The organism is Bacillus thuringiensis (assembly GCF_001455345.1).
Taxonomy (GTDB): domain Bacteria; phylum Bacillota; class Bacilli; order Bacillales; family Bacillaceae_G; genus Bacillus_A; species Bacillus_A thuringiensis_N.
The window spans coordinates 3,801,153-3,821,034 of the sequence record NZ_CP013274.1 but is presented as its reverse complement, the minus strand read 5'-3'; the positions used below and the strand labels follow the sequence as shown (position 1 = coordinate 3,821,034).

Below are 19,882 nucleotides of genomic sequence, written 5' to 3'. Positions count from 1 at the left end.
CTTGCTTACGTTATAGGATAAACATCGCAACGATAGTTGTGACAATTAAACCGATAACAACCGGTAAAAAGTTTCGGCGTGCAAGTTCAAATGGGTCGACTTTACAAATCGCAGCGGCAGGAATAAGTGCCCAAGGAATTAACACCCCGCCCCCGGTCCATATTGCTGCAATTTGCCCGAGTGCTGTTAATGTAGCTGTTCCATGCCCAAGTGCTGTGCCGAAAAGATTTGCAATTGAACCAGCAAGTGATATACCTGAAAAACCAGATCCATCTAAGCCGGTAATGACACCAACGATAGTTAATGTCCCTGCTGATACATATTGATTTAAAGGAACAGTTTGAGATAAGGCGATTCCTAAGTCGTTAATGATTCCGTGTGAACCTTTTGGTAAATAGTCCCCGATAATTTTCACAAAGCCGCTATCTCCTAAATAAAAAAGTGCAGCAATTGGAATAACAGGTCCGAAATTTTTAAATCCAAATTGAAGCCCTTCTATGAAATAATCGGTCGTTTTATTTAATCCATTTCCTTTGTAGGCGATGAGAGAAATAATGATAATCATAAAAACAGTCGTTCCCCCGATAAGTGCAGTTGCATCGCTTCCTTGCAGTTTAAATTTAATCATACAAAGGATATCAAGGATATATATGATAGGGATACATATGGCGAGCCATTTCTTTATGTGAGGAGATAATAAAATAGTAGTTTTAGATGGTTCAGTTGATGAAGAGGAATCTTGTAAGGATAGTCCTGTATGAAATTCTTTTCGTAAGAAGAAAAATGCGACGGAAGTTGTCACAATGCCCATAACAATTACGAGCGGAACACTGGCAGAAACAACGCTAGAAACAGGAAGACCAGCAGCGTCTGCGGTTAATTTTGGTGCGCCTTGTATAACGAAGTCGCCGGATAAAGCAATCCCATGACCGAATAAGTTCATAGCAATTGCCACTCCAATTGGCGGAAGACCGACGCGTACAGCAACCGGTAATAAAATAGCTCCCATTAAGGCGACAGCGGGAGAAGGCCAAAAGAAGAAAGAAATTGTCATCATCAAAAGGCCGATAATCCAGTAGGCGAGGGTAGGGGTACGGATCATCTTTGTAAATGGTGAAATCATTGTATCATTTATACCGGTATGAACGAGTAAATTGCTCATGGATACGATAATGGAAATGATTAATATAGTTGGTAATAGCTCGGTAATGGCGTAAATAAAACTTTGAAAAATGCCGCTAACGGCAAGAGGGATAGAACTTGTAGCAGTTAATGCTAATAAAAAGATAAAAACGATACAAATAATTGTCGTATCTTTCCGGAGAATAAAAAAGGTAATAATAGTGAGTAAACAAATAATATAGAGAGCGTGTAATAGCGTTAATTCAACTCCCATAACATTCACATCCTTAGGCAATCGTGTAGTTTATTGTATGAAAGTAGTGAAAGTATGTGAGTATAAGAAACAGAAAAAAGGTGAAATTTCATGTACTGTAATGGTAAGAATAAAAAATGGATGTTACAATACAATTAATCCTAAAAATGGAATAACAGGAGGGCTTATGCACAAAAAAATTGGATTTTGGGGATTTATCATATCTTGTAGTCTATTAATCGTTTTAAAGCTATTTACAAACAATGAATGGATAAGTATCATACCTGTTTTCGGGTTTGTATTTATACTTTTATATAACTGGGATGGTATGAAACAATATAGTAAGAAAAGTATCGGAATTATGATAGGTATCATCGTTGTTTGCTCATTTTTCGCATGGGTTATTTTAATAGAGGGTCAGAAACAAATGGAGAAAATGTCTATTTTTCAAGAATGGATGTCTTCTGCAAACGGTCTTTATCTTGTAATTATAGTTGTTATTTTTCTAAGAATTGTTATAAGTATAGCAAGTTACATATTAAAGGAGAAGTAGAATGGGGGAGTATGAATGAGAGAGAAAGTAGGGTATTATGGTGTGCTCATTTGTTTACTATTATCAGTTATTTCAGCGGGATTTCTTAAAAGTGAATGGGTATCAGTTATATTATGTATAGGAGTATTAATTTTTGCTCCCATGTATCGCTGGAATGAATGGCAAGCATATAGCCGAAAAAAGAAAATTGTTTTCAGTATTGAGTTTGTTATTATAATTAGTACGATTCCGTTTTTGTTACTGAAGGGAAATGAGATAATGGATGGAATTGTAATGTTTCAAGGGTGGTTATTTATTGCGAAATTGCTATATTTAATATGTATTTTAATATTGGTAGCAGTAATCTCTAAAAAAGTAAACGAAAAGTTATTCGTTAATGAATAGAAGAAAGTGCCACCTTATCTGGTGGCACTTTCTTACTTTATTGAATGGGCTTTTTGCATCTTCTTAATTAAACGAATTTGTCCGCGATGGTTGATCTCATCTTCAAATACGTGAAACCACTTAAAATAGTTATTTGCTGGTTTGTCATACCAAAAGTCTGTCGTTTTAAATAGCCATTCATCAGGTAACGATTGAAAAGTCTCAATCGTTTTGGAACGTACTTCTTGTAATGTGTTTATGTAAAATTCTATCGAGTTTCCTTTTATTTTCCCGCGTCCAAGATCTCCTAACTCAATAGCAGGTAACCATCTTTCTAATTCAGCTTCCGTTGGTTCACGGTCTTCAAAGGTATGAATTTGGTAGTAAAATTCAATAGAAGCCATATGGTACAAAAGCATGCCAATTGAATTTGCTTCCTCATCATATAAATAATCAAGATTTTCAATTGTTAAACCTTCCACTGCTTGCATCGTTGTGTAACGAGCGTAATTCATCATGGAAACAAGTTTTGAAAATTCAGGCTGTAAACCATCTATCTTGTCGATTACAAAGTTCAATTAAAATTCCCCCTCTTTAAACGATGACTCCAGAGAAAGAATTCTATGTGAAGAGAAAAACTCCTTTTAAAAAAGGTCATGATTTTAACAAGGAATAACAATTAGTTCTCGATTTGATTTTGTAATAACTTCATATCCGTCTTTTGTAATGACGATATCATCTTCAATTCTACAACCGCCCCAGTTTGGTATGTAAATACCGGGTTCAACGGTAACAACCATACCTTCTTCTAATGTAGCTTTACTTTCTTGGGATAGGCGAAGAGGTTCATGTATTTCTAAGCCAAGACCGTGCCCTGTAGAGTGACCAAAATATTGACCATATCCACAATCTGTAATGTAGTTTCTTGTTACATCATCGATACTTTTTGCAGTTTCTCCAGGCTTAATTGCTTCAGTCCCGCGTTTTAATGCTTCGCGTACAACATTGTATATTTTTTTGAATTCTTCTGATGGTTCTCCAATTGCTACCGTACGAGTTATATCGGAACAATATCCATCATAAAGTGCACCGAAATCTAATGTAACGATGTCGCCTCGTTCGATTATTTTATTTGATGCAACTCCATGAGGAAGTGAAGAACGAACGCCAGAAGCCACAATGATTTGGAATGAAGAGGACGTAGCCCCTTTTTTTCGCATGAAAAATTCTAACTCATCTCGTACATCATTTTCACTTATTCCTGGTTTTAGAAACGTAAGGATGTGGTGAAATGCTTCGTCAGCAATATTAGCTGCGATTTTCATTGTTTCTATTTCAGGCGTGTCTTTAATAATACGAATATTTTCGATGATTTCGCACACTTGAACCATTTCTGCATGTACGTATTTTTGTAAGTTTTTATATTGTTGCAATGTCATGTTGTTTTCTTCAATTCCGAGTTTTTGAATGTTTAATTTCGATACTTGATTTGCAATTTCTTTTTCTAAATTTCCTTTATGCATAATGATTTCCGCATCTTTTATTTGTGACTTCGCTTGATCTACATAGCGAAAATCAGTTATAAAAACAGCTGTATCTGCAGAGATTAAGACGCCGCCAGCACTACCAGTAAAGCCTGTTGCATATTGGCGATTTTCTTTTTTGGTAATGAGTAATCCGTCAATTCCATAATTATGTAGTTGTTTTTGTATATTAGTTATTCTTATATTCATTTTAATTCCTCCTTTTTATATTAATAAAGCAAGAATTGTGCCAGTATGTTTATGTACAATAAAAGAGGAGAGGGAGTTGCGTGTCAAAAAAACTAGACACATATAAAATGAATATGTCAAAAAATTTTACAGTAATATAGACTTGTAGAACATAAACTTTTAATTTTAATATTATATTTTTTGTATAAATAAATGATGGGAATTGGTATAATAAGAGGTCGTTATGTTTTCTTGTAGATAAAGGTGCGTAATGAATAAATAGGAATAAGGAATGTGAGTATATGAAGAAATTAAGTAAAGTCATGTCATTTTGCTTCGCTGCTAGTATGCTAGTTGTAACAGGGTGTGAAAAAAGTGAAATCAAAGTTCAAGCAAATGAAACGATTGAACAGCTTGATGAAGCCCCAGAAGTGACAGAAAAAGAAGCGAAAAAGATTGTAAGAAAGAGTGTAGATGCAATAGCAAATGCATTTAGTGAGATGGAAAAAGAAAATGGATGGAGTCGAAATAATCCTGGAGATTTGGCGACAGCGAAAAAAGGAGTTAAGGGATTAGTTACAGAAAAATTTGTAGAGAACCAGCTTCCTAATTCGCTTGAAACATTTAATAGATCTAGAGAGACAGATATGTTGCCATTCCCTATTAATATTGAACCAGAAATGAGAGTAACGTATGCACAGAAAGATAAAAATTTAACGATTGAAACTATTATACCTTCAAATGATATGGGAAATGAAGCAGAGATATGGGAATTTATTTTCGTTTATAGAGATGGAAGATGGTTACTAGATAAATGGTCAGCACATACACCGGGCGATTTAAAACTTACGAAGGAAGAAGCTAGTGAGTTTCTGAAGATTCGAGGCTTTAAGAATGTCGATTTTGTTAAAGAAGAAAACAGTGGTGACAAAAAATATATTTTTAAAGAAAATACTAGATCAATAGCTGTGGATGCAAAAACATCGGTTATTACATATAATTTAGATGAGCAAAAACAGGAAAAAGTAGCGAAAGAAAATAGTAGTCAAGAACACGAAAACATTAAGGGAAATAGCATGAATACGCATGCTACTTCTAAAGAAGAGAAGCAGACTAAAAAAGAAACTTCGTCAGCAGTAGGTAAAAATAAGGTTTTAAATGAGTTAGCGGCTCTAGAAAACCAAGAAAAACATACAAATGTCATGTCAACAAATGACATAGTAAATGAAATAGAAGGAAATTATGAACTGTGGGATAATAAACTAAATGAAATTTACAGTACATTAAAAAATACGATGTCCCCTGATGCATTTCAGTCATTAAAAACGAAACAAATTGCGTGGGTTAAAGAAAAGGAAAGTAAGGTTAAAGCAATTGGTACTGATACAAATAACGGAACGATGAGACGTATAGAAGCTTCAGAAGAGAAATACAAGATGACAAAAGAAAGATGTTATGAATTAGTGAATGGGTATATGAACTAGTCTGAACGAATACAAAAATGCGTTGCTTATTAGCAACGCATTTTTGTATTTAAGCTTTTAATTTCATTACAGTGTCAACATCCGGTGTTACATATACGGTTTGCTGATTGTCGTACGTAACAAACCCAAGTTTTGCACCACTCGGTTTTTTCACATGACGTATTTTGGTGAAATCAACAGGTACAGAGCTAGACTCTTTTGCTTTACTGTAATAAGCAGCAATTTTGGCAGCTTCTAGTAAAGTTTCTTCAGCAGGTTCTAAAGAACGAATGACAACGTGAGAACCAGGTATGTCTTTCGTATGTAACCAAATTTCATCACGGCGGGCAAATTTCGTTGTTAAATAATCATTTTGCTTGTTGTTTTTACCGACGAAAATTTCTGTGCCATCACTAGCTACATATTTATCTAATACTGGTTTAGTAGGCTTTTTCTTTGCGTTTTTCGTTTTACGATTGCGCATATAACCTTCTTCAGCTAATTCCTCACGAATTTCTTCAATATCTTTTGAAGAAGCAGCTTCCATTTGTTGAAGTAAGCTATCAAAATAAAGAATTTCTTCATTTGTTTTTTTGATTTGTTCTTCTACAACAACAACTGAATTTTTCGCTTTTTGGTACTTTTGGAAATAACGTTGCGCATTGTCAGATGGTGTTTTTAAAGGATCTAATGTGATTTTTACAGTTCCGCCATTTTCGTCGTAATAGTTAACGACTTCAATATCTTTATCCCCTTTTTTCAAAGCGTACATATTGGCTGTAAGTAATTCTCCAAATAGTTGATATTTATCTGCTTTTCCGGCATCTTGTAATGTTTTTTCTAGTTTAATGAGTTTTTTCTCATTTTTATTTTTTTCGTTTTGCATAAAGCGTTCTAAATCATGAGCTTGTTGTTTTACGCGGTCGCGCTCTGCTTTTCCAAAAAAGAATCGGTCTAGCAATTCACTAACAGATGAGAATGTTTTGTTTTCTCCTGCTAAGTGCGCAAGAGGGAAAAGATAAAAGAATTCTTTCCCATTTGAAGTAGTCATTGTTGGTGAATATGTATGAGTTAATAATGGTTTTTGTATGGAGAAAAATGCATCAGCTAATGCTTTTTCATTTACCATAACTGCCTTTTTCACTACCTCTTTTGCGAATAACGGCGATATTCCCGTAAAGGTGCCAACAAGCTGTTTATCCATGTTTCCAGATAGAAAGTCTAGCGGTCTAATAAATTCATCATTTGTTCCAATTTGAAGTGGGTTAATCTTATGTTGTGCTGGTGGTGCAATATATTCAGCTCCAGCGTATACAGTTCGATGTCGGTTTACTGCTAAAGAAACGTGTTTTAAGCTATCTAAAATATTATTTGTTTTTGTGTCTACTAAAATGATGTTACTATGTCGTCCCATTATTTCAATTACTAATGTTTTTAGCGATTCATCACCAATTTCATTTCTGCTACGAACTGTGATTTGAATAATACGCTCTAAATCAATTTGTTCAATTTTTTCAATGAATCCACCTTCTAGATGTTTACGGAGAAGCATACAAAACATTGGCGGAAGTGCAGGTGAATCGTAATTTTGATTTGTTAAGTGTAAACGTGCATATGTCGGATGAGCGGAAAGAATCAGTTTTTGATTTTTTCCGTTTGCTCGAATATGTAATAAAATCTCGTACTTTGAAGGTTGGTATATTTTGGAAATTCGTCCCGTGTAAAGAGAATTTGCAATTTCATGTGTAATTGCTCTTGTAAATAATCCATCGAATGCCATAAATGAACACTCCTTTCTAACTAAAAGTTAATTATAGCATTTTTTTGGACGAGGCTGAATAAGCTTTCAATAGAGTATGTCTGGAATCAGGAGGTCGATAGCGGGATGAACTGGTATGGAATGCGCGCAAATGAAGTGGAAGAAAGAACGAATACGAATGTGAAGGTTGGACTTACAGAGAAAGAAGCAGAGGGGCGAATAAAAAAATTTGGTACAAATGAATTAGATGAAGCAAAAAGGCCTTCTGCGCTGATGGTATTTTTGGCACAATTTAAAGATTTTATGGTACTTGTTTTGTTTGGTGCAACAATAGTTTCTGCTTTTTTAGGGGAATACATTGATTCTATTGCGATTGTAGCAATTGTTATTATCAATGGTATTCTTGGCTTTTTTCAAGAAAGAAAGGCTGAAAAGTCATTAGAAGCTTTAAAAGAGCTAGCCGCCCCGCAAGTTACTGTACTGCGAAATGGAAAGTGGGTAAAGGTACCGTCTAAAGCACTCGTTTTAGGTGATGTTATTAAATTTTCTAGTGGCGATCGTATTGGAGCTGATGTACGTCTTGTTGAGGCATCGAGTTTATATATCGAAGAATCAGCTTTGACAGGAGAGTCCGTACCGGTGCAGAAAAAGGTAGAAGCATTGCAAGGGCAAGATGTTTCAATTGGTGATCAAAAAAATATGGCTTTCATGGGTACGATGATTACGCGAGGCTCTGGAGCAGGAGTCGTTGTAGCAACTGGTATGAATACAGCGATGGGCCAAATTGCAAATATGTTACAAAATGCAGAGCAAATGGAAACACCACTGCAAAGAAGATTAGAGCAACTCGGAAAAATATTAATTATTGTGGCTCTTGTTTTGACAGCGCTTGTCGTATTAGCCGGGGTGTATCAAGGAAATGAAGTGTATCATATGTTTTTAGCTGGCGTGTCGCTAGCTGTTGCTGCTATTCCAGAAGGGTTGCCGGCAATTGTTACAGTAGCTTTATCGCTTGGTGTACAGCGTATGATAAAAAAGAGAGCGATTGTAAGAAAGTTACCAGCGGTAGAAACGTTAGGTTGTGCTTCTGTTATATGCTCTGATAAAACAGGAACGATGACGCAAAACAAAATGATGGTAACACATATGTGGTCAGGTGGAGAGTTGTGGAAAGTGACAGGTCAAGGGTATGAACCTAATGGATCTTTTCTGAAAGGTGAAAAAGAAGTTAATCCAGCTAAGACGAAAGCACTTTATCAACTACTCACATTTGGTTCACTATGTAATAATGCAAATATTATTCAAAAGAAAAAGGCGTATGTATTAGATGGAGATCCAACTGAGGGAGCACTTGTAGCTGCAGCAATGAAAGCGGGGATAACGCGTGAGGCACTGAAAGGGAAATTTGAAATTATTCGTGAATTTCCGTTTGATTCAACTCGGAAAATGATGAGTGTTATTGTACGAGATAGAGAAGGAAAAAAGTTTGTTGTTACGAAGGGAGCACCAGATGTCCTCCTGCAAATGAGTCAAACGATTTTATGGGGAGATAAGCAACAACCACTAAGTGAGTTGTATAGAAAAGAAGTACAGGCGGCTATTCATAGTTTAGGTAGTCAAGCGCTGCGAACAATTGCAGTTGCATTTAAGCCATTAAAAGCAACTGATTCTACCGAACATGAAAGAGACGTTGAAAAGGATTTTATGTTAGTTGGGATACAAGGTATGATTGATCCGCCAAGACCAGAGGTAGAGCAGGCTGTAAAAGAGTGCAGAGAAGCTGGTATTCGAACAGTGATGATTACAGGTGACCATAAAGTTACAGCAATGGCGATTGCGGAACAATTAGGGGTTTTACCACAAGGAGGACGCGTTGTTGAAGGAGTAGAACTCGCAAATATGGATGTAGAAGAACTAGAAAATGTTGTAGAAGATACGTATGTATTTGCTCGTGTATCACCAGAACATAAATTGAAAATTGTTAAGGCGTTGCAAAATAAAGGACATATAGTAGCGATGACAGGTGATGGAGTGAACGATGCTCCAGCTATAAAAACAGCGGATATTGGGATAGCGATGGGAATTACGGGGACAGACGTTGCGAAAGAAGCTTCATCTCTTGTTTTGTTGGACGATAATTTTGCTACGATTAAATCGGCAATTAAAGAAGGTAGAAATATATACGAGAATATACGTAAGTTTATTCGTTATTTATTAGCATCGAACGTTGGAGAAATTTTGGTCATGCTATTTGCAATGTTGCTTGCATTACCGCTGCCCATGGTTCCAATTCAAATTTTATGGGTGAATTTAGTTACTGACGGTTTACCGGCGATGGCGTTAGGTTTGGATAAGGCCGAGGGAGACGTGATGAAGAGGACGCCGCGTCATCCGAAAGAAGGGGTATTTGCTAGAGGGCTTGCCTGGAAAATTATAAGCCGTGGCTTTTTAATTGGGGCAGTGACGTTAGTAGCGTTTATTATTGCATATAATCAACATCCAAATGAACTGAAATATGCACAAACTGTAGCGTTTGCAACGTTGGTACTTGCTCAGCTGATTCATGTATTTGATTGCCGAAGTGAGCATTCTGTTTTCCACCGCAATCCGTTTGGAAATGTGTATTTAGTAGGAGCGGTTATCATTTCATTACTACTTATGCTCGTCGTTATATATTATCCACCGTTACAGCCGATTTTTAGCACGATGCCAATACAAGCGAGAGATTGGTTGTTAATTGGAGGTTTATCATCAATTCCGACCTTCTTATTAGTAGGCTCTTTATTAACAGGGAAAAAGGGGAAGAAGGAAAAGCCAATATTATATAAGAAGGGATTAAACTTGAAATAGTCAATGATATGAAAATGTGATATAATTTACAGAAGGTAGTAGAGCCTTGTCTCTATTACCTTTTTCATTGAGTTATTTCATGGCTTGGATGTGATAAAAAATGATTTGTAGTATGACAGGATTTGGAAGATCGAAAGTAGAAAGTGATACTTTTCAAATTACAGTAGAAATGAAATCGGTGAACCACCGTTTTCTAGAGATGAGTATTCGACTACCGAAGCAAATGATGGTATTTGAAGACAAAATTCGTAAAATAATTGCACAGCAAGTTCGCCGTGGACGTATTGAAGTGTCTATTAGTATAGCGGGTGAAGGGCTTGTTGAAAGAAAATTAAGTGTGAATTGGTCGCTTCTTGAGCAGTACCAATCGATTATGGAAGATATAAAAGGAAAATTTCAATTACAAGATTCTATTACACTCGAGCAATTAATGGCAATGCCAGAAGTAACAGCGATTGAAGAGGTAGAAAACGTAAATGAACAATTTGAGAACAGTTTATATGAGGCTGTTCGCCAAGCTGCTCATATGTTAAAAACGATGAGAGATGGCGAAGGAGAACGATTACATAAAGATATAGCGTATCGTTTACAAGAGATTCACAATTGTGTAAACGCAATTATTCCGCATGCACCAATTGTTACACAAAAATATCGTGAACGATTAGAAAATCGCTTAAAGGAATTACATAATCAAGATCTAGATGAACAAAGATTGCTAACAGAAGTTGCAATCTTTGCTGAGCGTTGTGATATTCACGAAGAGTTAGTTCGTTTGCAAAGTCATTTAGAACAATTCTGTGAAACACTGCAGATTGAAGAGCCTGTTGGAAGGAAAATGGATTTCATCGTGCAAGAGATGCATAGAGAAATTAATACGATTGGTTCTAAGGCAAATGACTTAACAATTTCAAAATATGTTGTAGAAATGAAAAATAACCTTGAAAAAATTCGTGAACAAGTACAAAATATTGAGTAGCTTTCAAAAAATATATAAAGTTATACGTGGTGGAGAAATCGGATAGACTTACTAGGAGGCGCAAACTATGGCCATGCGGTTTTTAAATATTGGATACGGAAATATTGTATCTGCTCATCGAATTATTGCTATTGTAAGTCCGGAGTCAGCTCCTATTAAACGAACAGTACAGGAAGCACGCGAACATAATGCTTTACTTGATGCTACGTATGGGAGAAAAACAAGGGCGGTTATTGTTATGGATGATGGGCATGTTGTATTAAGTCCAATTCAGCCAGAGACGATTGCACATCGTTTGAATAATAAAGAAGATTTAAGTGAGGAAGGGTAGGTTTTACATATTTATGAGAAGTAGAAGAGGATTGCTCATCGTTCTTTCAGGACCTTCTGGGGTTGGTAAAGGAACGGTTCGAAAAGAGCTGTTTAGTCATGAGGATACACGTTTTCAGTACTCCATTTCAGTAACGACACGTAAGCCACGTGAAGGTGAAGTGGATGGTGTGGATTATTTCTTTAAAGAGAGAGAAGAATTTGAGGAAATGATTCGTAATGAAAAATTACTTGAGTGGGCTGAGTTCGTAGGTAATTATTACGGAACACCAATTGACTATGTTGAAAAAACATTACAAGAAGGAAAAGATGTATTCTTAGAAATTGAAGTGCAAGGAGCAATTCAAGTTAAGAAAGCTTTCCCAGAAGGTGTATTTATTTTCTTAGCACCCCCAAGTTTATCTGAACTAAAGAACCGTATTGTCGGCCGTGGTACAGAAACTGAAGATGTTATTGAAAATCGTTTAACGGTAGCGAAAGAAGAAATCGAAATGATGGACGCTTACGACTATGTTGTAGAAAACGATCAAGTTGAATTAGCTTGTGAAAGAATTAAAGCAATTGTGGTTGGTGAACATTGCCGCCGCGAAAGAGTAGCAAAATATTATAAAGAAATGACGGAGGGTCTATAATTATGTTAAATCCATCAATTGATTCATTATTAACAAAAATCGATTCTAAATATACACTTGTAACAGTAGCTGCAAAGCGTGCACGTGAAATGCAACTTGCGGACAATTGTGTTATTGAAAAGCCTGTTTCTCATAAATGTGTGGGTAAATCATTAGAAGAAATCGATGCAGAAGTATTAAAATATGTACCAAGTGAAGGCAAAATAATTGATTAAGACCTTCTTTTCGACAAATTAAAACATAGACTTTATAATTTTCTATGTAACGGTAACAACCTATTTACAAGTAGGTTGTTATTTTTTTACGGTAGGGAAGAAATATTGGTACTGACGAGCTGAGAATTTTGTTTCAGTATTATAAGTTTGAAAAAGAAAGAGGACGAGCCATATGCTAAAAGGGAAAAAGATACTTTTATGTGTAACAGGAGGCATTGCAGTCTTTAAAGGGGCTGCATTAACGAGTAAATTGACACAAGCTGGTGCTATTGTAAAAGTAATGATGAGTGAGTCGGCAATGAAGTTTGTTACACCTCTTACATTCCAAGCGCTTTCTCGCCATGATGTATATACGGATACATTCGATGAGAAAGACTCAGCTGTTATTGCTCATATCGATTTAGCAGATTGGGCAGATGTTGTACTTGTTGCACCTGCTACAGCTAATTGTATTGGAAAGTTAGCTAACGGTATTGCAGATGATATGATTACAACTACTTTGTTAGCTACTACAGCCCCAGTGTGGATTGCACCTGCTATGAATGTGCATATGTATGAAAATAAAATTGTTCAAAAAAATATGATGACGTTAAAAACGTTAGGATATACATTTATTGAGCCTGGAGAAGGTTTTTTAGCTTGTGGTTATGTAGCGAAGGGAAGATTAGAAGAACCAGAAGCGATTATTGCACGGTTAGAAGAGGCCTTTTCAGAAAAAAAACCATTGCAAGGAAAAAAGATATTAATAACTGCTGGTCCAACTCGTGAAAAGATTGATCCAGTTCGTTTTATGACGAATTTTTCTTCTGGAAAAATGGGATATGCACTTGCAGAAGTGGCAGCGAACTTAGGTGCTGATGTCATACTCGTTTCGGGACCGACAGCATTAAATCCACCAGTACATGTAACAACAGTGCAAGTAGAGTCTGCACAAGATATGTTAGAGGCAGTACTTCAACATTATCAAGACGTAGATGTTGTCATTAAAACAGCAGCAGTTGCAGATTATCGCCCGAAATATGTTCATGATAATAAAATGAAAAAGAAAAATGGTGATGCTGTAATTGAACTAGAGAGAACAGTAGATATTTTAAAAACGTTAGGTGAAAAGAAAGACCAACAGTTACTTATCGGTTTTGCGGCTGAAACGACAAATGTAGAAGAATACGCAACGAGAAAATTGCGTGAAAAAAATGCAAATATGATTGTTGCGAATGATGTAAAAGCGCAAGGAGCTGGATTTGGTACAGATACGAATATTGTAACAATGTATAAAAAAGATGGAGAGATTATCGAGTTACCACTTTTAACGAAGAAAGAAGTTGCTCGTGAAATATTAAAGCAAATTGAAATGATGTTAGAAGATGGTCGTCTATGAAATTTGCAAGTGTAATTGTTGATGTACCTGCACGTCAAACAGATCGACCATTTGATTATATTATCCCTAAAAAATGGGAAGATATTGTCCAGACAGGCATGCGTGTAGTAGTTCCATTTGGCCCAAGGAAATTGCAAGGTTTTATTATTGGGATCAAAGATTCGGCTGAAGTAGAAAGCAAGAAGTTAAAGACAATCCATGAAATATTAGATGTAACGCCGGTTCTAAACGAGGAATTATTAAAGCTTGGATATTGGCTTACAGGTGAAACGTTATGTTATATGATTTCAGCTTTTCAAGTCATGCTTCCAACAGCAATAAAAGCAACGTATAAAAAGCGTCTTCAACTTCGTAAACAAGAAGAAGTAGCACCTGAACTACTGTTTTTATTTCAGGGCAAAGAAGCAATAGATTGGGAAGCGATTGAGACGCAGCCACATCTATACCGTACTATTCAACAAGAAATTAAAAATGGTACGATTGAAGTTGTTTATCAGGTGAAAGATAAAGTGCAAAAGAAGAAACAAAGAGTCGTCCTACCGGAATTGCCAGAAGATAAATTGGAATTAGCAGCATTTGAACTGAAAAGTAAAAAACAACAAGATGTACTCTATTATTTTGTGGAAAATTATAAAAGCGTGCCGTTGAAAGTGATAACAGAAGAGTTGCAAATAACAGAGGCTCCGATTAAAGCTCTTGTTAAAAAGGGGCTAATCTCAGAAAAGTATGTGGAAGTATATCGGAATCCATATGACGATGATGATTTTGAGCAAACGAAACCATTCCCGCTTACGGAGGAACAAGAGCAAGTTATTGCACCAATTTTATCATCAATTACAAATGAAATTTACAATCCATTTTTACTATATGGTGTTACAGGAAGCGGAAAAACAGAAGTATATTTACAATCTATAGCAGCGGTGCTCGAGAAAGGAAAAGAAGCGATTGTGCTTGTTCCTGAAATTGCATTAACGCCTCAGATGGTAGATCGTTTTAAAGGTAGATTTGGCTCGCAAGTTGCGGTTCTTCATAGTGCGTTGTCTGTTGGAGAAAAATATGATGAATGGCGTAAGATTTTAAGAAAAGAAGTGAAAGTCGTAGTTGGTGCACGTTCAGCTGTATTTGCTCCTTTTGAAAATTTAGGGATTATTATTATTGATGAGGAGCATGAATCGAGCTATAAGCAAGAAGATAATCCGAGGTATCATGCAAGGGATGTAGCTGTGTGGAGGGGACAGTATCATAAATGTCCTATCGTTCTTGGTAGTGCAACACCAACACTTGAATCGTTTGCAAGAGCAAAAAAAGGTGTGTACGAATTACTAACGATGGAAAAGCGTATGAACGAACAAGCTTTACCAACAGTAGAAATTGTTGATATGCGTGAAGAACTCCGTGATGGAAATCGTTCCATGTTTTCGAAGGCACTGCATGAAAAAATAGCAGATCGATTAGAAAAGAAAGAACAAATGGTGCTCTTTTTGAATAGAAGAGGTCATTCTACATTTGTTATGTGCCGGGATTGCGGGTACGTTGTACAATGTCCGCATTGTGATATCTCGCTGACATATCATAAAATGAACCATCGTTTAAAATGTCATTATTGTAGTTACGAAGAGAATATGCCGAATGCGTGTCCTGCTTGTCAAAGTACATATATTCGTTTCTTTGGTACAGGTACACAAAAGGTAGAAGAAGAAATTACAAAACTATTTCCAGAGGCACGAGTCATTCGGATGGATGTAGATACGACAAGTCGCAAAGGAATGCATGAAAAATTATTAAAGGCGTTCGGGGAAGAAAAAGCAGATATATTACTTGGAACACAAATGATTGCGAAAGGATTAGATTTTCCTAAAGTAACACTTGTTGGGGTTTTAACTGCAGATACGATGCTTCACTTACCTGATTTTCGGGCGAGCGAAAAGACTTATCAGTTATTGACGCAAGTAAGTGGACGAGCAGGCAGACATGAATTGCCCGGGGAAGTTATAATTCAAACGTATACGCCAGAACATTACAGTATAGAGTTAGCAAAGAACCAACAATATGATGTGTTTTTTGACCAAGAAATGCTGATGAGACGAACGAGACAATATCCACCTTATTACTATGTTGTACTTGTGACGGTATCTCACCCGGAATTATTAAAAGCAGTACAAGTGACGGAAAAAATTGTCGGTCATTTACGGTCGCACTGCACAGAGCAAACAATGGTGTTAGGACCGGTTGCTTCAGCAATTCCAAGGATAAAAGATAGATATCGTTATCAATGCATGATAAAATACAAACGGGAACCAAACTTAAAGAACGTGCTCAAAATGGTAAATGAACATTATCAAGCAGAAATGCAAAAAGAGCTACAAATCTCAATTGATTTTAATCCAACAATGTTAATGTAGCGGAGGGAAATATGGCAGTTTTAGAAATAGTAAAGCATCCAAATGAAGTGTTAGAAGCACCGTGTGAAAGAGTAATTAACTTTGATAAAAAGTTAGTGAAATTGTTAAAAGATATGCATGAAACAATGCTAATTGCGGACGGAGTCGGTTTAGCTGCGCCTCAAGTCGGGGTAAGCTTGCAAGTGGCGGTAGTTGATATCGGTGATGATACGGGAAAAATCGAGTTAATTAATCCATCGATACTAGAAAAACGTGGTGAACAAGTAGGTCCCGAAGGCTGTTTAAGCTTCCCGGGACTTTATGGTGAAGTGGAACGTGCGGATTATATTAAAGTACGCGCGCAAAATCGTCGAGGTAAAGTATTTTTACTAGAAGCAGAAGGGTTTTTAGCGCGTGCAATTCAACATGAAATCGATCATTTACACGGTGTGTTATTTACATCGAAAGTGACAAGATATTATGAGGAAAACGAATTAGAATAGGTGTTAAAAGGAGCGGTTTTTAAATGATAAAAGTAGTATTTATGGGAACACCGGACTTTTCAGTGCCGGTGCTTCGTCGTCTTATTGAAGATGGCTATGATGTAATAGGTGTTGTGACGCAACCGGATCGTCCGGTAGGTAGAAAAAAAGTATTAACACCTACACCTGTTAAAGTTGAAGCAGAAAAACATGGTATTCCGGTGTTACAGCCGTTAAGAATTCGTGAAAAAGACGAATATGAAAAAGTATTGGCATTAGAGCCAGATTTAATTGTAACAGCTGCGTTTGGTCAAATTGTACCAAATGAAATTTTAGAAGCACCGAAGTATGGATGTATTAACGTCCACGCTTCTTTACTTCCTGAACTTCGTGGTGGTGCACCAATCCATTATGCAATTATGGAAGGGAAAGAAAAAACAGGTATTACAATTATGTATATGGTAGAAAAATTGGATGCTGGAGATATCTTAACGCAAGTAGAAGTGGAGATTGAAGAGCGTGAAACGACAGGCTTATTATTTGATAAGTTAAGCGAAGCAGGGGCACATCTTCTATCTAAAACAGTACCTTTACTAATACAAGGTAAGTTAGAACCAATTAAACAAAACGAAGAAGAGGTAACGTTTGCATATAATATAAAACGTGAGCAAGAGAAAATTGATTGGACAAAAACAGGTGAAGAAGTATACAATCACATTCGCGGATTGAATCCATGGCCAGTTGCTTATACAACTTTAGCAGGACAAGTTGTTAAAGTATGGTGGGGAGAAAAAGTACCCGTAACCGAAGCGGCTGAAGCAGGTACGATTATTGCGATCGAAGAAGATGGTTTTGTTGTAGCAACTGGCAATGAAACAGGTGTTAAAATTACTGAGTTGCAACCTTCTGGTAAAAAGCGTATGAGTTGTTCACAATTTTTACGTGGTACAAAACCTGAAATTGGAACGAAGTTAGGAGAAAATGCATGAGACAAAATGTTCGTGAATTAGCTCTTGATGGTTTAATTCAAGTAGAAAAAAGTGGTGCATATAGTAACTTACTTTTAAATAATCTAATTGAAAAAAGTACAATTGATAGAAAAGATATTGGTTTATTAACTGAAATTGTATATGGAACGATTCAACGTCGTGACACATTAGATTATTATTTACAGCCTTTTTTAAATAAGAAGGTTGAGGCGTGGGTAAGAGTATTGCTTCGCTTATCTTTATATCAAATGATTTATTTAGACCGAGTGCCCGAAAGAGCGGCTATTCATGAAGCAGTTGAGATTGCAAAGCGTCGCGGGCATAAAGGAATTGCTGGTATGGTGAACGGTGTATTACGTTCGATTCAAAGAGAAGGTGTACCTTCTGTAGATGAAATCAAGGAACCAGTAGAACGTCTGGCGATTGCAACAAGTCATCCAAGGTGGCTTGTACAAGATTGGGCTTCTGAATATGGTTTAGAGACAGCGGAGAAAATCTGTGAAGTTAACATGTTACCACCTGTACCAACAGCGCGTGTAAATGTTGATAAAATAACAATAGAAGAAGCAATTAAATTATTGGCTAGTGAAGGTATAGAAGCGAAGCGTGGCGATTTATCAGATGATGCAATTCAAATTGAAAAAGGAAATATAGCGCACACAGATGCGTTTAAAAAAGGTTTTCTTTCTATTCAAGATGAAAGTTCTATGCTGGTAGCACGTGCCTTGGAACCGAACGAGGGAGATGTAGTTCTTGATAGCTGTGCTGCTCCAGGCGGAAAAACAACGCATATTGCAGAGCGATTAAAAGGAACTGGTCAAGTCATGTCCCTTGATTTACATGCACACAAAGTACGTTTAATTAAACAACAAGCAGAGCGACTCGGTCTAGAAAATGTCGAAACAAAGGCATTAGATGCTCGAAAAGTGCAAGAACACTTTGCAAATGAAACGTTTGATAAAATATTAGTAGATGCCCCATGTTCTGGATTTGGTGTAATTAGACGTAAGCCTGATATTAAGTTAGGTAAAGATAAAGGCGATAGTGAAAGATTATCGACGATTCAACTTGCAATACTAGAAAAAATCGCACCGTTATTAAAACAAGGTGGTCGCCTTGTTTATAGTACGTGTACAATTGAGAAAATAGAAAATGAACAAGTAATAGCACGATTTTTACAAGAGCATCCTGAGTTTGAGTGGGATACTACGATAAAAGATCGTATGCCAGAAAAGCTAAGTCCGTATATGGATAAAGGTCAAGTACAAATTTTACCGCATTATTTTGCAACAGATGGCTTTTATATTGCTTGTTTAAGGAAGAAGGTGTAGCATCGTGGAAACGACTGTGAGAAAACAAAAGAAAAATTTAGAAACGAAAAAACCATCAATTTACTCTTTACAACTTCATGAAATGCAAGATTGGTTAAAGGAACAAGGAGAACCAAAATTCCGTGCTGGACAAATTTTTGACTGGTTATATAAAAAACGTGTGAAAAATTATGAGGATATGTCAAACCTTTCTAAAGGATTGCGTGATAAATTGTCGAATTCCTTTGATATTACTACTTTAAACACGTTAGTAAAACAAACGTCTTCGGATGGAACAATTAAATTCTTATTCCAATTATATGATGGATATTCTATTGAAACGGTATTAATGCGACATGAATATGGAAATTCCATTTGTGTAACAACGCAAGTGGGTTGTCGTATTGGCTGTACGTTCTGTGCTTCGACGCTTGGTGGTTTAAAACGAAACCTAGAAGCTGGAGAAATTGTAGCGCAAGTAGTAGAAGTGCAGCGTGCACTTGATGAATCAGAAGAACGTGTAAGTTCTCTTGTTGTTATGGGAATTGGAGAACCATTTGATAACTACGATAATTTAATGGGATTCTTACGCATCATTAACCATGAAAAAGGACTTCATATTGGTGCAAGACATATGACAGTTTCGACGAGTGGAATTATCCCGAAAATTTATAAGTTTGCTGAAGAAGACTTACAAATTAATTTTGCGATTTCATTGCATGCTCCAAACTCAGAATTACGTTCAAAATTAATGCCGATTAACCGTGCTTATAAGCTACCTGATTTAATGGAAGCTATTAAATACTATGTAAATAGAACAGGGCGTCGTATTACTTTTGAATATGGACTATTTGGAGGCGAAAATGACCAAGTTGAGCATGCTGAAGAGCTTGCTGCGCTCTTAAAAGGTGTAAAATGTCATGTGAACTTAATTCCGGTAAACTACGTACCTGAACGTGATTATGTACGTACGCCACGTGAACAAATTTTCTTATTTGAAAAAACGTTAAAAGATCGTGGAGTGAATGTAACAATTCGCCGTGAACAAGGTCATGATATTGATGCAGCCTGCGGTCAGTTGCGTGCGAAGGAGCGCAAAGAAGAGACGAGGTGA

At 36.5% G+C, this 19,882-nt stretch carries 18 protein-coding genes; 14 read left to right on the top strand and 4 right to left on the bottom strand.

All coding sequences use genetic code 11. The features are described 5' to 3' along the window. Nucleotides 1–10: 10 nt before the first annotated feature. Nucleotides 11–1,396, bottom strand: coding sequence for a hypothetical protein (locus ATN06_RS19730; RefSeq protein ID WP_060632020.1), 1,386 nt, complete (start codon nucleotides 1,394–1,396; stop codon nucleotides 11–13). 100 nt (nucleotides 1,397–1,496) lie between these two features. On the opposite strand from ATN06_RS19730, the gene ATN06_RS19725 reads away from it, so the two are divergent. Beyond that, nucleotides 1,497–1,928, top strand: coding sequence for a YoqO family protein (locus ATN06_RS19725; protein ID WP_176225755.1), 432 nt, complete (start codon nucleotides 1,497–1,499; stop codon nucleotides 1,926–1,928). A 15-nt stretch (nucleotides 1,929–1,943) separates the two neighbouring features. Continuing rightward, entirely contained in the window at nucleotides 1,944–2,312 is a 369-nt protein-coding gene (locus ATN06_RS19720; protein WP_060632018.1) for a YoqO family protein, read from the top strand. 32 nt (nucleotides 2,313–2,344) lie between these two features. On the opposite strand, the gene ATN06_RS19715 is transcribed toward ATN06_RS19720, so the two are convergent. Both ATN06_RS19715 and ATN06_RS19710 read right to left on the bottom strand, forming a co-directional pair. Further along, nucleotides 2,345–2,869 carry a DinB family protein gene (locus ATN06_RS19715; protein WP_060632017.1) on the bottom strand — a complete coding sequence of 175 codons (525 nt, stop codon included), beginning with the start codon at nucleotides 2,867–2,869 and terminating at the stop codon, nucleotides 2,345–2,347. Nucleotides 2,870–2,953: 84 nt separating this feature from the next. Beyond that, nucleotides 2,954–4,024: a M24 family metallopeptidase gene (locus ATN06_RS19710; RefSeq protein ID WP_060632016.1), complete on the bottom strand. Its 1,071-nt coding sequence runs from the start codon at nucleotides 4,022–4,024 to the stop codon at nucleotides 2,954–2,956. Nucleotides 4,025–4,305: 281 nt separating this feature from the next. Here ATN06_RS19710 and ATN06_RS19705 point away from each other — a divergent pair, with 281 nt between their 5' ends. Continuing rightward, a complete protein-coding gene (locus ATN06_RS19705; RefSeq protein ID WP_060632015.1) occupies nucleotides 4,306–5,487 on the top strand; it encodes a lysozyme inhibitor LprI family protein in 1,182 nt (393 codons plus the stop codon). Nucleotides 5,488–5,536: 49 nt separating this feature from the next. On the opposite strand, the gene ATN06_RS19700 is transcribed toward ATN06_RS19705, so the two are convergent. After that, nucleotides 5,537–7,246, bottom strand: coding sequence for an Rqc2 family fibronectin-binding protein (locus ATN06_RS19700; protein WP_060632014.1), 1,710 nt, complete (start codon nucleotides 7,244–7,246; stop codon nucleotides 5,537–5,539). Between the two features lie 105 nt (nucleotides 7,247–7,351). Between ATN06_RS19700 and ATN06_RS19695 the strand changes: the two genes are divergently transcribed. The 11 genes from ATN06_RS19695 (at nucleotide 7,352) to rlmN (ending at nucleotide 19,882) form a co-directional block, all read left to right on the top strand. After that, a complete protein-coding gene (locus tag ATN06_RS19695; RefSeq protein WP_060632013.1) occupies nucleotides 7,352–10,075 on the top strand; it encodes a calcium-translocating P-type ATPase, SERCA-type in 2,724 nt (907 codons plus the stop codon). Between the two features lie 100 nt (nucleotides 10,076–10,175). Next, nucleotides 10,176–11,051 (top strand): YicC/YloC family endoribonuclease, encoded by an 876-nt coding sequence (locus ATN06_RS19690; protein WP_001978983.1) that lies wholly within the window; start codon nucleotides 10,176–10,178, stop codon nucleotides 11,049–11,051. 67 nt (nucleotides 11,052–11,118) lie between these two features. Further along, nucleotides 11,119–11,382: an extracellular matrix/biofilm regulator RemA gene (gene remA, locus ATN06_RS19685; RefSeq protein WP_001251456.1), complete on the top strand. Its 264-nt coding sequence runs from the start codon at nucleotides 11,119–11,121 to the stop codon at nucleotides 11,380–11,382. A gap of 13 nt (nucleotides 11,383–11,395) precedes the next feature. Then, complete coding sequence (gmk, locus tag ATN06_RS19680; protein ID WP_001257740.1) at nucleotides 11,396–12,013, top strand: guanylate kinase; 618 nt, start codon at nucleotides 11,396–11,398, stop codon at nucleotides 12,011–12,013. A gap of 2 nt (nucleotides 12,014–12,015) precedes the next feature. Then, the gene (gene rpoZ / locus ATN06_RS19675) at nucleotides 12,016–12,228 is read left to right on the top strand and encodes a DNA-directed RNA polymerase subunit omega (protein ID WP_060632012.1); all 213 of its coding nucleotides are present in this window, start codon (nucleotides 12,016–12,018) and stop codon (nucleotides 12,226–12,228) included. Nucleotides 12,229–12,400: 172 nt separating this feature from the next. After that, nucleotides 12,401–13,606, top strand: coding sequence for a bifunctional phosphopantothenoylcysteine decarboxylase/phosphopantothenate--cysteine ligase CoaBC (coaBC, locus tag ATN06_RS19670; RefSeq protein ID WP_060632011.1), 1,206 nt, complete (start codon nucleotides 12,401–12,403; stop codon nucleotides 13,604–13,606). Continuing rightward, nucleotides 13,603–16,008 carry a primosomal protein N' gene (gene priA, locus ATN06_RS19665; protein WP_060632010.1) on the top strand — a complete coding sequence of 802 codons (2,406 nt, stop codon included), beginning with the start codon at nucleotides 13,603–13,605 and terminating at the stop codon, nucleotides 16,006–16,008. Before coaBC ends, priA begins: the two co-directional genes overlap by 4 nt. A gap of 11 nt (nucleotides 16,009–16,019) precedes the next feature. After that, nucleotides 16,020–16,490 carry a peptide deformylase gene (def, locus tag ATN06_RS19660; RefSeq protein ID WP_060632009.1) on the top strand — a complete coding sequence of 157 codons (471 nt, stop codon included), beginning with the start codon at nucleotides 16,020–16,022 and terminating at the stop codon, nucleotides 16,488–16,490. A 23-nt stretch (nucleotides 16,491–16,513) separates the two neighbouring features. Further along, nucleotides 16,514–17,458: a methionyl-tRNA formyltransferase gene (gene fmt / locus ATN06_RS19655; protein WP_060632008.1), complete on the top strand. Its 945-nt coding sequence runs from the start codon at nucleotides 16,514–16,516 to the stop codon at nucleotides 17,456–17,458. After that, nucleotides 17,455–18,789, top strand: coding sequence for a 16S rRNA (cytosine(967)-C(5))-methyltransferase RsmB (gene rsmB / locus ATN06_RS19650; protein WP_060632007.1), 1,335 nt, complete (start codon nucleotides 17,455–17,457; stop codon nucleotides 18,787–18,789). Before fmt ends, rsmB begins: the two co-directional genes overlap by 4 nt. 4 nt (nucleotides 18,790–18,793) lie before the next feature. Beyond that, nucleotides 18,794–19,882 carry a dual-specificity RNA methyltransferase RlmN gene (rlmN, locus tag ATN06_RS19645; RefSeq protein ID WP_001978968.1) on the top strand — a complete coding sequence of 363 codons (1,089 nt, stop codon included), beginning with the start codon at nucleotides 18,794–18,796 and terminating at the stop codon, nucleotides 19,880–19,882.